Annotated in this window: 15 protein-coding genes and 1 pseudogene; 8 read left to right on the forward strand and 8 right to left on the reverse strand. The window is 34.8% G+C overall.

The annotated features are described in order from the left end of the window. Positions 1–262: 262 nt before the first annotated feature. The 4 genes from C1A40_RS05250 to C1A40_RS05265 all read right to left on the reverse strand — a co-directional run bounded on the left by C1A40_RS05250 (position 263) and on the right by C1A40_RS05265 (position 6119). On the reverse strand, positions 263–2467 hold the full coding sequence (locus C1A40_RS05250; RefSeq protein ID WP_241910495.1) for a PepSY domain-containing protein: 2205 nt from the start codon (positions 2465–2467) through the stop codon (positions 263–265). Between the two features lie 10 nt (positions 2468–2477). After that, complete coding sequence (locus C1A40_RS05255) at positions 2478–2927, reverse strand: DUF2271 domain-containing protein (RefSeq protein WP_241910529.1); 450 nt, start codon at positions 2925–2927, stop codon at positions 2478–2480. Positions 2928–2978: 51 nt separating this feature from the next. Next, a complete protein-coding gene (locus C1A40_RS05260; protein WP_102994976.1) occupies positions 2979–4475 on the reverse strand; it encodes an ankyrin repeat domain-containing protein in 1497 nt (498 codons plus the stop codon). Between the two features lie 481 nt (positions 4476–4956). Further along, positions 4957–6119, reverse strand: a protein-coding gene (locus tag C1A40_RS05265; RefSeq protein WP_102994977.1) for an IS3 family transposase whose coding sequence is annotated in 2 segments (ribosomal slippage) — positions 4957–5882 and positions 5882–6119 — 1164 coding nt in all. Because the reading frame shifts where the segments join, the coding sequence is not laid out codon by codon here. A gap of 74 nt (positions 6120–6193) precedes the next feature. On the opposite strand from C1A40_RS05265, the pseudogene C1A40_RS18110 reads away from it, so the two are divergent. Both C1A40_RS18110 and C1A40_RS05270 read left to right on the forward strand, forming a co-directional pair. Further along, positions 6194–6385 (forward strand): annotated as a pseudogene (locus C1A40_RS18110) (ISAon1 family transposase N-terminal region protein); the annotation flags it as partial. Positions 6386–6485: 100 nt separating this feature from the next. After that, positions 6486–7424, forward strand: a complete 939-nt coding sequence (locus C1A40_RS05270; RefSeq protein ID WP_422395599.1) for an ISAon1 family transposase — start codon at positions 6486–6488, stop codon at positions 7422–7424. A gap of 38 nt (positions 7425–7462) precedes the next feature. Here the strand turns inward: C1A40_RS05270 and C1A40_RS05275 are convergent, their stop codons facing one another. The 3 genes from C1A40_RS05275 to C1A40_RS05280 all read right to left on the reverse strand — a co-directional run bounded on the left by C1A40_RS05275 (position 7463) and on the right by C1A40_RS05280 (position 9731). Then, positions 7463–8656 (reverse strand): IS256 family transposase, encoded by a 1194-nt coding sequence (locus C1A40_RS05275; protein WP_102994979.1) that lies wholly within the window; start codon positions 8654–8656, stop codon positions 7463–7465. A gap of 335 nt (positions 8657–8991) precedes the next feature. Then, positions 8992–9168, reverse strand: coding sequence for a hypothetical protein (locus C1A40_RS18115; protein WP_158651278.1), 177 nt, complete (start codon positions 9166–9168; stop codon positions 8992–8994). A 173-nt stretch (positions 9169–9341) separates the two neighbouring features. Further along, complete coding sequence (locus tag C1A40_RS05280) at positions 9342–9731, reverse strand: helix-turn-helix domain-containing protein (protein WP_102994980.1); 390 nt, start codon at positions 9729–9731, stop codon at positions 9342–9344. A 108-nt stretch (positions 9732–9839) separates the two neighbouring features. Here C1A40_RS05280 and C1A40_RS05285 point away from each other — a divergent pair, with 108 nt between their 5' ends. The 6 genes from C1A40_RS05285 to C1A40_RS05310 all read left to right on the forward strand — a co-directional run bounded on the left by C1A40_RS05285 (position 9840) and on the right by C1A40_RS05310 (position 14760). Beyond that, on the forward strand, positions 9840–10949 hold the full coding sequence (locus tag C1A40_RS05285; protein ID WP_102994981.1) for a hypothetical protein: 1110 nt from the start codon (positions 9840–9842) through the stop codon (positions 10947–10949). Beyond that, the gene (locus C1A40_RS05290; protein ID WP_158651279.1) at positions 10946–11353 is read left to right on the forward strand and encodes a hypothetical protein; all 408 of its coding nucleotides are present in this window, start codon (positions 10946–10948) and stop codon (positions 11351–11353) included. Before C1A40_RS05285 ends, C1A40_RS05290 begins: the two co-directional genes overlap by 4 nt. Before the next feature lie 224 nt (positions 11354–11577). After that, on the forward strand, positions 11578–12660 hold the full coding sequence (locus tag C1A40_RS05295) for a LysM peptidoglycan-binding domain-containing protein (RefSeq protein WP_158651280.1): 1083 nt from the start codon (positions 11578–11580) through the stop codon (positions 12658–12660). Then, positions 12657–13136 (forward strand): hypothetical protein, encoded by a 480-nt coding sequence (locus C1A40_RS05300; RefSeq protein WP_102994984.1) that lies wholly within the window; start codon positions 12657–12659, stop codon positions 13134–13136. The genes C1A40_RS05295 and C1A40_RS05300 overlap by 4 nt, the downstream gene beginning before the upstream one ends. Positions 13137–13286: 150 nt before the next feature. After that, positions 13287–14321 (forward strand): hypothetical protein, encoded by a 1035-nt coding sequence (locus C1A40_RS05305; RefSeq protein ID WP_102994985.1) that lies wholly within the window; start codon positions 13287–13289, stop codon positions 14319–14321. After that, the gene (locus C1A40_RS05310; protein ID WP_158651281.1) at positions 14296–14760 is read left to right on the forward strand and encodes a hypothetical protein; all 465 of its coding nucleotides are present in this window, start codon (positions 14296–14298) and stop codon (positions 14758–14760) included. The genes C1A40_RS05305 and C1A40_RS05310 overlap by 26 nt, the downstream gene beginning before the upstream one ends. Before the next feature lie 12 nt (positions 14761–14772). Here C1A40_RS05310 and C1A40_RS05315 read toward each other — a convergent pair whose 3' ends face one another. Next, positions 14773–15171 (reverse strand): helix-turn-helix domain-containing protein, encoded by a 399-nt coding sequence (locus tag C1A40_RS05315; protein ID WP_102994987.1) that lies wholly within the window; start codon positions 15169–15171, stop codon positions 14773–14775. Between the last annotated feature and the right edge of the window lie 19 nt (positions 15172–15190).

Genomic DNA, 15190 nt, shown 5'->3' on the forward strand with positions numbered 1-15190 from the left:
TAATACCCGTAAACGCATCTCATTTTATTAAGTAAACACGTATACAAGCCTTATAGAAACAAATCACAAGTATTTTTTAGAGAAAATCCAGCCATAGTTTGTCATTTTACTAAAGCCTGCTGGATAGCTATTAAACCAGCTCCAAATGAACATTATTAAATTTTAAATGATACTAGCTCACATGACCTATAAAACGATGATTCGTCGTTTTATAGGTCATGTGAGCACTTTTATAGTGCGCTTTATAGAAAGCTTTGAAGATTTAGTAACAGTCGGTTTTTATTTGGTTTTTGGCTTGAAACACACTCAAAAAAGTATTGAGTTTTGTTACAGCAATGTGCTCTAAAACTTTCATCACTTCTGTTTCCATAGCCACCGAACCACAAATCATAATCACACCTCCATTTTTTAATACACGGGCCATTAAATCGGCTTTTTCAAAGATCAAATCTTGCACATAGCGTTTCTGGCTCTCTTCTTTTGAAAAACCAACATATAATCCCGATAAACGCTTGGCATAAAAAGATTTATCTACAAAAGGCGCATACATTTTAAAGGACGCATTGGTACGACCACCCCAGAACAAATAAGATTTAACAGCTTTATTTTTCTCCTGATTTATCATACCTATAAAAGGTGCTATTCCTGTACCGTTAGAGATCATGACCACCTCTTTTGCTGAATTTGAAAAATGAAAGTCCGTGTTTTCTTCTATTTGAGCTAGAAAAGTATCTTCAACCATAAGGTCATTCAAATAATTCGAGCACACACCAAACTCATGCTTTTTGATACTTAAAACCATATTGTCACCAATTTTCCCAATAGAATATTGACGGGCAACCTTCTCTTCTTTTGGATAAATAGACAGCAAATCACCTGAAACAAATGTTGCCTTTTTGGTGGGCTGTAATTCTATGATGAAGGACTGGTCGGAATTCAAATCCGTACGTTTTACAACTCGAAACGGCATCATTTTTTTTGTATTGATTTGTCTTTCGGGTTCCTCAACCTTTAAGTTCAAATTAACAGCTTTACCCCAAGAATTCACCCAACTTTTAAACTCGTTAAAGGATTGATTGTTTATTTTATGAAGGGGTAAACTTGGACTAAATTTTGTTTGCACTTGTAACATACGTTCTACTCCAATGGCAAACTCACAAAATCCTTTGTAGGCTAATGATCCAAATCCAACAATCGCATACTGCAAATCGTTATTTTGCTGCGTTATTTTCACTAATTTTTCAAAATTTCTTGCATTGGTAGGTGGTGCGCCATCACCATAAGTCGCCGTTAAAACAACCAAGTGCTGGGCGTTTTTATAACTGGTGTACTGATTTAATTCTGAAACAAAAACCGATTTTCCTTCGGCAATTAAGGCATTGTAAAGCGATTTCGCAAAACCGAAAGTACTACCCATTTCCGATCCGATAAGTAAAATATATTCTGCGCTATCCTTGTTATATTTATTCTTGATTTTGATTTTATTTTTCTTGCCCTTCACAGTCATTGCAAAACCAGAATACATAAAAAATAAAATGGCAAAGCAGGTTACTAATAACACCAAAGACCAACTTATTGACCCTTGTCCTGTATGCAATACCATACTCAAACTTGACGCTTTAGAAACCAGGCCGTAATCCTGTTGGCTTACAATATTTCCGTTATACTGATTTACATAAATCTCGCCGTCCTTTAACTTCAGGAAATAATAATCTTCAATAGCATCAGAAAAAGGAAACTCAATACGCTTAACATCACTTAAGGTTAAAGTATTAAAGCTATCAAAATCGCTAAGCGGCAATTTGGTAGCATCACTTGGTGTGTCATCATTAAACTGATGTGAGATTTTTTCTTCTGGCAGTAATGAAAACTTTTCCAAAGACAAATAAACGCCTGTTAAGGTAATAATGATGATAGGAATAAGTGTATATCGCCCGATGATGATGTGGTAGTATTGATCGAAATCTTCTTTTACCACCTTAGAAAAAAACTTGGTTACACCACCTTGGCGTTTAACAATTAAAAGCACGCCAGTAACGGCCATTAAAAACAATAAAAATGAAACAAACCCTACAATAAATCGTCCTGTAGACTTTAAAAATAAAGAGCGGTGTAAATTGGTAGCGAACTTAAATATGGGATCTTTTTCAATAATATCCCCTATTTTTTCAGCTGTAAAAGGGTTGATGTAGAAGTCTTCGTTCTGCCCTTCATCTGTAAAAACAGAAGCTTGTACGAAATCGTTTTGATCAATTTCTACACTTACAACCTCATCATATCTAGCCTGAAGCGCCGAAATGGTTTGTGCTACCGAAAGCGACTGGGCCTCTTCTACTGCATAAGGTTTTACCTGGTTTGATATAGGCTCAAAAGCCAAAACAATCCCAGTTAAAGACGCTAATAACATGAATATTGAAGAAGATATAGCCAAAATAAGATGGCTATACCTCCATATAGAAATGGTCATTTTTGACGTTTTATTGAGGCATCATGCGTATATAACGGATAAACCCGTTGCCTTCAAATTTACTTTTTACAGATGCTGAAGTCAATTCGAACTCCACATCATATTTATAATATTCTTGATTTTCAACAGCCGATTCGAAACGAATTTTATAACCAGCATCAATCTTATCATTATCAATAGCAATCACGTTAATACTGCGTCCGCCACCACTCACTGTAGCGCCTGTAATGGCATCGATATCGGTTCTCACTTTACCTTGAAACTTCCACCATTCGGTAATGTCTGAGTACCACTCATCATCATCACCTTGAACATAAAGAGTTTTAACGTATTCGCCTTTCGGACTTAATAATGAAATGGCAATGTAAGCCCCTTCACCTGTATAATTCTTCATTTGAATCATACATTTATAATTCGTTGAATCGGCAATGCTTTTAAATCCGAAGCATCCAAAAAGCATTATTGCAAGTGCTAGTAATATTTTAAAAATCGTGTTTCTACGCATGATTAATTATTGTAAAAAGTTAATATCAGTTTTATTGGTTTGAAGAAACTCATTTTCTTGAGCAAGATCGAAAACAGTTTCATCAAAATCGGTTTTTTCATTTTTATTAGCCCCAATGCTTAAAAGGTATTTCACCGTTTTTACATCTTTAGCTTGCATCACCGCCTTGTGCAAAGGTGTTAAACCATCGCTATTTTTTGCGTTAACATTGGCGTTAAACTTCGCATGAACAATAGCTAATAGTTCGTCTGCATTTCTATTATCTAAAGCGATATGGTACGCGTTATTCCCATCTTTTTGCGCCTTTTTAACATCTAGACCTATACTTGTAAGCAATTCAAGTTTCTCAGAAAAAGCGGCTTTATTTCTAGAATTGTAACTTTTCAATAAATAATAGCTTAAATTATTTCCTTTTGAATCGACTACGTTCACCTGAGCACCTTTATTTAATAGATAAGCTACAACATTGGCATCGTTATTTATCGCAAATGTTAATGCTGTCTCACCATCTTTATTAGTTTGATTAATGTTTTTAGTTTTCGATCCTAATAGCTTAATCACTTCTAAAGAATTTCTACCCGCAGCTCTCATCAAGGCATTGTTACCTTCCTTATCGATTTGGTTCACATCAATACCCTTCTCTAAAAAATAGTTTATAGTTTTAACATCTTTATTACCAGAAGCCAGGTTAAAAAGAGGGGTTTGCCCTTCGGTATTTGTAATATTCGCCTCTAAGCCTAAACCTTCTAAATATTGAAGATATTCTAAAGAATTTTGATGTCTTCTAGATCCTCTTGTAGCTAAAAACAAAGCATTTTCACCCTTTTTATTAAGCGTCTTGTAAGGCACTTTTTTATCTAATAACAAGGCCACCATCTCCTTGTTTCCAGATTTAGCAGCATAGTTAAACACGCCATTACCATCTTCATCTACATCATTTATAGACAAACCTTTAGCAGTAAAGTAACCTACCAATTCGAAGCTTTTTAGATGTGGCATGATTAATAACAGAGCATTAGCACCATGCTCGTTGGTATCGGTTTTAACATCAATACCATTTTTAATACATAAATCGTAAATTTTAGTGTCGGTAATACCAGCTGCAGCAGCAAAGGTTAATACAGAATAATGATGAGCATCGCGCATTTCTAAATTTGCACCATGGTTGATTAAATAGGTTAACAGTTCTAAATTCCCGCTGTTAGAGGCCCAAAACGCATAGGTACGTTTATCGTGCGTTAATTTGTTTACATCATTTCCCTCTTTTGATAAAAGGAATTCGATAACGTTTAACGGTACTTTAGCAAAAATGGCATAGGTAACGGCATCAAAACCACCTCCATTTGCTTCTGAAACATCGTTCCCTTCCTTTATTTTTTGTTTAATAACTTCAATAGATGGGTTTTCTTTCCAGAAGTCGCGTTCTAAAAACACATTTTTAGACTGTGCTAGCGCCAGGTTTACAAATAAAAGCGCAATAATAATTAATTTTGGGTTTTTCATGACTCTTATTTAGACTGAATAAAAATAAACAATATAATGGCGGCAAATTTATATAGAATGAATCTAAATAAAAAACATTAAAGCCATCTTTTTTTATTATTTTAATGTCCATAGCTTTTCACATGAAGGCATTTAAAGCCATAACCAGAACTAACGAGGTATATGAAGTGGCTATAAAATAACGATTCAAAACTTAAGGTTTGGATACCTCTTTTTTGATATTCAAGTGATTCACCTAGTAGAAACCGAGCAGCTTGTTTCCCAAACCTATCCAATTTGTTATGTCAAATTTTACAATTAGGAGCTTAAATAGGATCAAGAGCAAAAGTTGGGGAGTAAAAATAATTTTATCTTTGGAAAAAATTAAATTCCGTGGAAATTTCTAAAGATTTATTATCCTTATTACTACCTGATTTTCTGGTAGCTCATTTTAGTTTTAAAAGTAGTTTGGACTACCTAATAAATTTGGTACTATTTTATACTAAGCAGCTTTGTTAATAAATCCTTTTAATTGTAATTCTTTTTCAAGAGGCGTCATGTATCCTAAACTAGAATGTAATCTTTGAGTGTTATACCAGTTTAAATATTGATCAATAGATTTGTATAATTGATTATAAGACGTATACTTAAATCTGTTAATCCACTCATATTTAATGGTTTTAAAAAAACTTTCAGCTACAGCATTATCCCAGCAATTTCCCTTTCTACTCATGCTTTGTATCACTTTTTGATTAAAAAAGAACATATTTGTGATTCTGTTGGATGCATATTGCACACCCCTGTCCGAATGAAAAATACACTGCTGGTTTATCACTCTGTTTCTTCTAGCATCAACCCAGGCCTTTAAAACCGTATTCTCAGTAGTCATATCTTCACTTAAAGACCAGCCTATTATTTTTCTATCAGCCAAATCCATTATCGTGGTTAAATAGTTCCATTGTTGATTAACTCTTATATACGTAATGTCAGAGACTAATTTGTAGCCTAAAGAAAAACTGGTAAAATCCCTGTCTAATTCATTTTTAGCTGTTTTTAGAGAATGATTTGAATCCGTAGTTACCACAAATTTCTTATTCAATACACTTCTTAGTCCCATTTCTTTCATAAGTAACCCCACATATGAACGGGAATAAAAAAGCTTTTCTCGTTCAAGTTGTTTTTGAATTCGATAGCTACCATAAATCTGTTTACTATTGTCAAATATAGCTTCGATTCTGTCTTTTAAAAATGATTTAGAGGAATTAACCTTTAAGGTGTCTTTGGTTTTAAGCCAATGGTAATAAGCATTTTTACTAACCTTCATGCATTTGCACGTCTTTTCGACAGGATAAGTATTTTTGTTTGATAAAATGAAGTTATACCTTATCTGTCGCTCTTGGAAAAGATGCTCACCGCCTTTTTTAAGATGTCACGTTCCATTTTAACATCTCTTAATTCCTTTTTTAATGCTATAAGTTCTTGATGTTCTTTGGATTTAGGTTCATTTTTAGAAAAATCTCCTCCTTTTAAATCATACTCTTGTTTCCTTCTATTAATAACACTTGTATGAACTCCATATTCTTCACTCAGTTGTTTTGTTGGTATACCAGATTTGGATAAATCTAATATCATCGATTTAAACTCGTTGTCATATTTTTTTCCCATAATTCAAATATAGTTTATACTCTATATAAAACCGTCACAACAAAGGTAGACACTTCAGTTCTTCAACAGAAGATAAACTTCGGTTGTATTTCGAAGAGAAGAACATTGTCCCAAATAGTTTTAAAACACGTAAAGTAGAATCTAAAGGTTTTCATAAAGAAATAATTATCGAGGATTTTCCACTTAGAGGGAAACTAGTTTATCTGCATTTAAAGCGCCGCAGATGGCGTGATGTAGACACAAAAGAAACCCTGCAAAGAGACTAGAATAATGTAGCAAAAGGCACTCGTATGACCACCGAGTTTGCCGCTTTTTTAAAAGAAATTAATCGATAATAACAATACTAGCACGCAAACTATAGCTAATTTGTATGGTTTAGATGGTAAAAAGCTACAGCGCCAATATCGAGATTATTTAAGTGAATTTAAAGATTGGGAATACCTTAAGCAATCCTCCAAATGGTTAGTCTACCCTCAAAATATTGGCAAACGATTATCTATAGATGAAATAGCACTTTCACAAGGAGAGTTATACACCGTAGTAACCAATAAAAAAGCCAAAGGTAGAGCAGGTTCTATTGTAGCTATTATTTCAGGAACTAAGTCTGAAGAGGTTATTAAATATCTTAAAAAGATACCTGAAGGCAAGCGGAGGTTGGTAGAAGAAATAACCTTAGTTATGGCCGGTGGCATGAAACTAATTGCAAAGAAGAGCTTCCCAAGAGCCGTGCAAGTCATTGATCGCTTTCATGTACAACAACTAGCTTCTGATACTGTACAAGACATTAGAGTAAAATACCGCTGGCAAGCTCTAGAACTAGAAAATGAGGCTATCAAGACAGCTAAAAATAATAACTACCAGTATCTAGCAGAAGTATTTAGTAACGGGGATACGCGCAAACAACTGCTAGCACGAAGTAGGTATCTTCTATTCAAAAGTCCTGACAAATGGACTAGTTCCCAAAAGGAAAGGGCAGGAATTTTATTCATGCAATACCCTATGATAAAGGAAGCTTATGACTTGTCAAACCAGCTAAGAGTAATTTATAATACTTGTACAGACAAAAATATAGCAATGACTAAATTGGCACTTTGGTACAATCAAATTGAAAATAGTGGCTTTAAAAGCTTTAGAGTTGTTATGAACACAATCTCCCTAAATTACAGGGGAATATTAAACTATTTTGACAACAGAAGTACCAATGCGGCTGCTGAATCTTTTAATGCAAAGATCAAAGCCTTTAGACAACAACTTAGAGGTGTGAGAAATAAGGAATTGAGTTTATCCAAAATTTTGTGTTTTTGAAAAATAATTTCAAAATTCATAGGTTAAAATAATATAGATTATAACCTGTTTGGAAAACAAATATACAATTGATTGTAAATTTGGCCCCATTTAAATCGTGTTTTCTTCCATTTTTTGCTGATGCTTTGAGCTGCTAAATATATGGATTTCAGTGCTGCATCATCATGAGGAAAGACTTTTTTGTTGCGTGTATATTTTCTTAAACTGGCATTAAAACTCTCAATGATATTGGTAGTATATATAAGTTTTCTAATCTCTTTTGGGTAGTTTAAAAACGAGGTCAAATTATCCCAATTGTTTTCCCAAGACTGTACGGCAGAGAGGTATTTATCTTCCCAATTTTGTTTAAAGACTTCGAAAGCCTCTAAAGCGAATTTCTCATTATCGGCTTGATAAATAGCTTTAATATCGACCATTATTGATTTACGGTCCTTATAGCTCACATATTTTAAAGAGTTTCTAATTTGATGTACGATACATATTTGACGTATACTACCTGGAAAAATAGCTTCTACAGCTTTATCTAATCCAGAGAGGTTATCCGAACACAGAAAGAAGATATCTTTTACGCCTCTAGAGCGCAGATCGTCTAAAATGGACATCCAAGCAGCTGCCTTTTCTGTCTCCACAATACTCATGCTCAAAATATCTTGTTGCCCTTCGGTATTCACCCCTAAAACTATCATACAGGCTTTAGATATTACCTTGCCTTCTTGACGTATTTTATAATGAATAGCATCTATCCAGACAATGGGATATACGTCTTCTAAAGGTCTATTCTGCCATTGTTTGATGTCTTCCAATAATTGATTGGTGATAATGGATACCTGTGATGTGGAATACTGCACTCCATAGGTACTTTCAATAAAATCAATAATATCGCTATTGCTCATACCTTTGGCGTAAAGCAGTTGAATACAATCTTCTAATTCTTGACTAATCGATTGATGTTTGGGGACAATAACAGGCTCAAAGCTCGCTTGACGATCTCTGGGGATTTTGATGCGTTGTTCGCCGTTATGAGTCTTGATAGTTTTCTCTGAGAAACCATTGCGCTGGTTGTTCTCAATTACAGAACCTCCTTTTTGAAACCCTAAGTGGGCAGTCATTTCTGCTTTTAAAAGTGATTCAATACCACGTTTAAGCAACTGTTCCTTGACCTGGTCAAAGTCCTCCTTGTTGCTGATTTTGCCGATCAAGGCGTCTAATTGTTTTTCTAAGTCTGAGTTCATAAAATAAAAATTTAAAAGTAAATTTTTTGCCTATGAATTTCAAAATCATTTTTAAACTAACTAACAGCAAAAACACAAAATAGTTTACAGTCCCAAGGAATTCTTCCTCTTTAGATTAGCACAAATTTATGCCTAGTCCCCAACTTTTAGGACTGATCCCTTAAATAGGGTAATTCCAAAACATAAATTTAAAGCATAAAAAAAGCCCCATCTTAAAAAAGATGAGGCTTTTGTACAAGGCAGCCGACAAATATCGAACTTTATTATGCAGGATGTGGACATAATTCTACACCATGCAAAGCTTGTGGGAATGGCTATATAAAAGGCTTGTTTGGCTATTTCTGCTTATCGGATTTAGCCAATGCTTTTTCTCTTTGAACTCGGAAATAATGTTCCACATCAATTTCTGCGAGCTCATAAAATAGCTTACGAATATCATGGAGTTCCTGATCGGTGAAATGAATTCCTTTTTTCTTGCAAAGGATTTTTCGGCATTGTTCAATGGAGATCATACAGACTATATTTTATTGAGCCTATAAATTTCAGAATTATGCAAAAACACTCTGCACTCTGCGTTTTATTTTACCAAAAGGAAAGCATGACAAACCCAATAAAAAGGGCAGTTTCAGGTAAAAACGCTCTGCACTTACACTGCACTCTGCGACTTATGTTTGGAGATTAGATGTTATTTATGGATATGAGCAACTATATCGTTGAGTTGCTTTTTGGCAATAAGTAAGTCAAGAACCTTATGGGCTAGTTTTTTATCTTCACCGGTAAGAGCCTCCAGTTCTTTCATTTTCTCGATGAGTTCAGGCTCTTTCAATTCTATGGTATCATTTTCTGTTGAAATGGATTCTCCATGAACGAGTAGATCTAAGCTCACTTCTAAAAAGGAAGCAATGTTGACAAGGATAGAAACAGAGACATTTGCTTCACCTCCTTCTAATCTGCGGTATTGTGATATGGACACCCCTACCTTTTTAGCCATTTCTACTTGGCTAAATTTGCGAGCTTTTCGTAAAGAACGGATGTTGTTTCCAATTCCTGATAACAATGTCTCGTTAGTCTTCATAACACAAATTTAAACTTTATTACTCAACAATACTTAATTATTACTCTAATTTGGTATTTTTACCGTTGATAATTTACTTTAAGTATATTAAAAATTGGCAAACACAAAGTGAATACTTTACAAAACATAGCAAACAACACCATACCAAAAAGCTTATTTCTAGCTTCTTGCAAGGCGGAAACTATATTTTGGAACAGTAACGTAACTACTACGAGCAACCCACCCTACCAGTACCATTTTGGAATGCCTATGCCTGGGCGTAACGCCAATAGTGGAGACTACCGTTATGGATTTCAAAATCAAGAAAGTGATGATGAAGTTTTAGGCAGCAAAAACTTGATTGATTACAAATTCAGAAAGTATGATGCACGTATAGTTAGAATGTGGAGCCCTGATCCATTAGCTAAATCGTTCCCTTGGAATTCTCCCTATGCCTTTAGTGAAAACAGACCTATTGATGCAATAGAATTAGAGGGAGCTGAAAAATATGATTATCGAATGACTATGAGTAGTCAAGGAGAAATTAAAATGGAATTGCAGTCAACAACAGATATAATTGACAAGGTTATAGTTGGATACCGTACTGTTTCTTACGGAGCAGATATACAAGTACCTATATATGAAACTCGCATAAATCAACGACAGCAATATGTAGTCAATGGAAGTAACGCCTCACTAAGTACTGTTCAAGAATTGCAAGGAACAAAAACTCCTGCACCACTCGTTCAAGCCGGAATGGATAAAATCAAATCTGATTACGCATTAAACGGAGGTCAATTTTCTGAGAATTACAATGTTGCATTTGGAAGATTTTTGTTTGAACAATCATTTAAAAGTGTAAAGCAAAGTGACTATGTAAAAGCAGCAACAGATGTTTGGGAAACTGTTGATACTGAAACTTGGAAGAACGGATCAACACTATTCTTCTTGTACGACAACTTTGTTCGACAAAACGACAATACTGGACATGATAAGTTGCTACATTTTACTGCATCCGCATACTACACAATGAAGTATGGCCCTAAAACTTCCTATACATTAGGTTGGTCAAAAGAAGCTTTTAAAGATTGGCTGCCAGGTGTGTTTGGTATTGGAGAGGGTTGGGATAGCAATGATATGCGAGCAAACCAAGATGGGATAAATTATGGAAATACCGTAAATAATGCGGTTGAAAATAATACTGGAGAATTTGAGTTTTGTAGCGATGAATGTGAATGATGAATAAGTTAAAAAGAAATATTATTAAGGTTACCATAACAATTAAGCTACTGTTGTCATTAGCGATGCTTATTAGTATTCTGTCTATAGGTTACCAACAGGTAACTTTTCAATTGTCAGGTGTTCCCGAACATGAAGACTTGCTGAAAGAAAAAGAAGGTGTAGTTTTTCAACTAATTTTATTTTTGATACCGATTATCATATCATTGATTGTTGATTTTAAAGCCTTAAAAAATAATACTCTGCAAAAAAAATGGTTCTTGGTAACCAGTATTCTTGTGTTAAGCTACATAATTATAAACTTTCTTAATGGTCATTTTTCTGGTTTTTTAATAGCAATCTCTCTTAGTTTTGGTTTGTTATTTATTTTATTTCGAAACAAGCACATAAATGAAGCCACTTAAATATTAGCCTCCCACCGGAGGCTTTTTTATTGCTCTTAATTCTCTTCTGTTTAAACTTTATTACTCAACAATACTTAATTATTACTCTAATTTGGTATTTTTACTGTTGATAATTTACTTTAAGTATATTAAAAATTGACAAGTAAAAAGTGAATACACTACAAAACATAGCAAACGACACCATACCAAAAAGCTTATTATTAGCTTCTTGCAAGGTGGAAACTATGTTTTGGAACAGCAACGTATCTACTACGAGCAACCCACCCTATCAGTACCATTTTGGAATGCCTATGCCAGGGCGTAACATGAATAATGGAGACTACCGTTATGGATTTGGTGGACAAGAAATGGATAACGAAATTGCGGGTAACGGAAATTCTTATACCGCAGAGTTTTGGCAATATGATCCACGATTAGGCAGAAGATGGAATGTGGATCCAATGTCCGGTAAATATGCTTGGCAGTCCCCATATGCAGCATTTAATAACAATCCTATATATTTCAATGACCCCTTAGGACTTGAAGGAGAAGAAGGAAATAAAAAAGTTCAAAAACATACCATTGCTAGTGGGGAAACGCTAACGGGAATAGCAAATCAGTACAATACTTCTGTCGAGACATTAGCAAAATGGAATAATATTGCCGATGTTAACAAGATATATGCAGGAAACGAACTCATCGTCTCAGACCCAACTAGACCTGCGAAACATACATCTTTTGAAAGTTATCCAGCAGTTCAAGAATCAACAGGATGGACGTCTGGCTCTCCTGGAACACAAGAAATGACTGTAAATAATGGAGTTGATTTAGCACAAGCCTCTCTTCAGAATTATGATGTAGCTAATCTTGGAGGAGGACTTTTAGATGCTGTTCAAGCAGATCCTGACATGGTGAGTTTCCAAGAACAAATATTAACAGATGTGAAAACAGATCCTCGTTACGGCAATGAAGCGTTCTTTTTAAGTGGTTTTGATGTTAGAGAATTTGGAGGTCAAAGAGGTTCAGGTAATGACTGGTTTAGTGGTGGAGACAATGATCCTGTGTTGAAGAAAGAAACTTGGCAAGTAGCTGCTAACCAATTAACATGGGCTTTAAGGCATGCTACTGTAAAATATTGGGCAGAAGTTGGAAGAGATGGAACCATCACTATTCAATATAGACTGTATGATACATTAGATTTAAGTGGTAGTAAAGGAAGGTCAGGAGCTTACAACACTATCTCCGAAGGACTAGGGTTTTTCTATCATACTATGGCAGGAGGAAACAAAAACTTACAAACAAGAGGACAATGGTCAGTTACAAAATGATACTACAAGCATTAATTTTACTTTTATGTTTTTCGTGTGGAACTCCACAAAAGGATGGTGATTCCCAAACAAAACAAGAACAAGTAGATGAGTTTTACACCTCTCCGAGAGATGGAGATTTATTCCGCATACCTTTAGTAAAACCTGTTCAAGTTATTTCTACAATTGGATATGGAGATAGCTGGATGGTAAAACTACCTTATCAACAGATAAATAGAAAAAGATCTGTAGAGGCTCGTTCAATAACGGTAATTGATTCAATCATAATAATTGATGCCGGTATTGTTTCCTTGCCGGGAGAGAATACACAAGCATGGTTTTTTATAGATACCAAGAATCAAAAGGAATTTGTATGTCGAAACGAAGATGAATATCAAAAGAAGCTAACTGAAATAGGGGTTGCTTCTGCTGTATTATACGATGTAAACGAAGTATATAGTCAGTTTAAAGAAAAAGGCACTTTGCCTTTTAGATAACATTGAAGCCTCCCCCCGGAGGCTTTTTTATTGCTCTTAATTCTCTTCTGTTTAAACTTTATTACTCAACAATACTTAATTATTACTCTAATTTGGTATTTTTACCATTGATAATTTACTTTAAGTATATTAAAAACTGACAAGCAAAAAGTGAATACTTTACAAAGCATAGCAAACAACACCATACCAAAAAGCTTATTATTAGCTTCTTGCAAGGTGGAAACTATGTTTTGTAACAGCAGCGTATCTGCTACGAGCAACCTGCCATACCAGTACCATTTTGGAATGCCTATGCCAGGGCGTAACATGAATAATGGAGACTACCGATATGGATTTGGTGGACACGAGAAAGATGATGAAATCAAGGGTAACGGAAATCATTATGAATTTGCAGGGTTTGGGCTAGATCCACGTCTAGGAAAAAGATGGAATATTGATCCTCATTTTAGGATGATGCCAGCATGGAGTCCATACAGTATCATGTTTAATAACCCGTTGTCATTTACTGATCCTAGTGGATTATACCCCATCTATATCATAACTAGGAGTTATGCCCCTTTTAAATGGTTTGGACCAGGGAATGAGTGGCATGGTGATAATAGAGGTCATACTTTGGATCGTGGAGCTTCTTACAGAGGGTTGGCTTCAATTACCCATGATACAGAAACTTTAACGACAGAAGCTTTTGGTGGTCGTTCAAGGTCTTATACAAAAGACTTCTCGAAAGATGCAATATCTCCAACTGAAGTTAGTAATAGATCAAGCGGAAATAATATTGATGTTCATTCTTCTGCAGGTAATGAAGCACAAGTTGGAGCGCAGCCTATTGACCAATTTACTAAACTAAAGGTTACGACTTCAGGAGATATTAAACAAGATCATGTGTTAAATATTACTGGAACAATAAGTGGAGATGATTTTCCTAATCAAGAATCATTTATTTATGATAGTGAAGGGAACTCTTTGTGGCTTGGAAATTTTGAAACTTCCGGAGATCAACAATGGGGGCCTGTTTTTGATTTATTCTTTGAAAATGAAGATGATGTAAATATCAATGTGGACATCAGTATTAAAGTCAATAAGGATGGCGTTTTTCAGGGGGTTATGCAAGGAGATAAGATGATCTCAATAGAAGATTGGAATAAACAGTTTAAATCAGATGACAATGCAAGTAGTGATCAATAAAAAGTTTATTCAGATTTTCTTAAGATTAACAGTTCTACTTCTTATACCAGAACTTCTATATAAGGATGCAACATTATATTTGATAGGAGGATTTATAGGGTGGACTTTAACCGAAATGCTTGAGACTGTAGGTATTGTTGCTAAAGACTATTTGATTTTCTCAGCATGGATAGTGTTGCTAAGTCTTATTATCCTTCTGTTTTTTAAGACAAAAATTAAGGTGGTGAAATATATTTTACTTGTCGTAGCTGCTTTGTCGCTGTACTTATTTGATATACTTTTTGCCAAGATACCTTTGTTCGATATGGATAGTACTAAATTGGCAGTATTCTTGGATAATGTATTTTTAGTTCTACTGGTATTAGTAAAAGCTTTTGTAATATCTATGCTAATCCATTTTGGGTTAGGTAGTAATGAATTAAAAAAAGCCTCCAATTAGGGGGCTTTTTCTTTACCCTTTATAATCTTTATGTAGATTATCTGTAATATCTTTTAGCTTCTTTTTGGCAGCAATTAGATCCAAAAGCTGTATGGCTAAGTGGCGGTCATCAGCAGAAAGTTCGCTGATAATGTTTACTCGCTCAATCAGCTCCTTATCTTTAATATCAATATCTACTCCGGAAGCATTATCCGAACCATATACCACACGGTTTAAGTTGGTTCCCAGTACTTCGGTAGCCTTAATCAAGGTTTTTAAACTGGGAATTACCTTCCCGGTTTCAACCTTCCCGTACTGGCTTTGAGCAACATCCATAGCTTGGGCAACTTCGGCTTGTGTCATGCCTTTTTTAACCCTCGCATTACGCAAGTGCTCACCAATCTCGTTACATATTTTGTCTATATGATCCACGACACAAAGATACTTTTTA

This window comes from Tamlana carrageenivorans, assembly GCF_002893765.1.
Taxonomy (GTDB): domain Bacteria; phylum Bacteroidota; class Bacteroidia; order Flavobacteriales; family Flavobacteriaceae; genus Pseudotamlana; species Pseudotamlana carrageenivorans.

Coding starts and splice junctions, on each gene's coding strand:
- C1A40_RS05300 (WP_102994984.1), top strand. CDS start 12,657: ATGATACTACAAGCATTAATTTTACTTTTATGTTTTTCGTGTGGAACT.
- C1A40_RS05310 (WP_158651281.1), top strand. CDS start 14,296: ATGACAATGCAAGTAGTGATCAATAAAAAGTTTATTCAGATTTTCTTA.
- C1A40_RS05295 (WP_158651280.1), top strand. CDS start 11,578: ATGTTTTGGAACAGCAACGTATCTACTACGAGCAACCCACCCTATCAG.
- C1A40_RS05275 (WP_102994979.1), bottom strand. CDS start 8,656: ATGAACTCAGACTTAGAAAAACAATTAGACGCCTTGATCGGCAAAATC.
- C1A40_RS05290 (WP_158651279.1), top strand. CDS start 10,946: ATGATGAATAAGTTAAAAAGAAATATTATTAAGGTTACCATAACAATT.
- C1A40_RS05250 (WP_241910495.1), bottom strand. CDS start 2,467: ATGACCATTTCTATATGGAGGTATAGCCATCTTATTTTGGCTATATCT.
- C1A40_RS18115 (WP_158651278.1), bottom strand. CDS start 9,168: ATGATCTCCATTGAACAATGCCGAAAAATCCTTTGCAAGAAAAAAGGA.
- C1A40_RS05260 (WP_102994976.1), bottom strand. CDS start 4,475: ATGAAAAACCCAAAATTAATTATTATTGCGCTTTTATTTGTAAACCTG.
- C1A40_RS05255 (WP_241910529.1), bottom strand. CDS start 2,927: ATGCTTTTTGGATGCTTCGGATTTAAAAGCATTGCCGATTCAACGAAT.
- C1A40_RS05280 (WP_102994980.1), bottom strand. CDS start 9,731: ATGAAGACTAACGAGACATTGTTATCAGGAATTGGAAACAACATCCGT.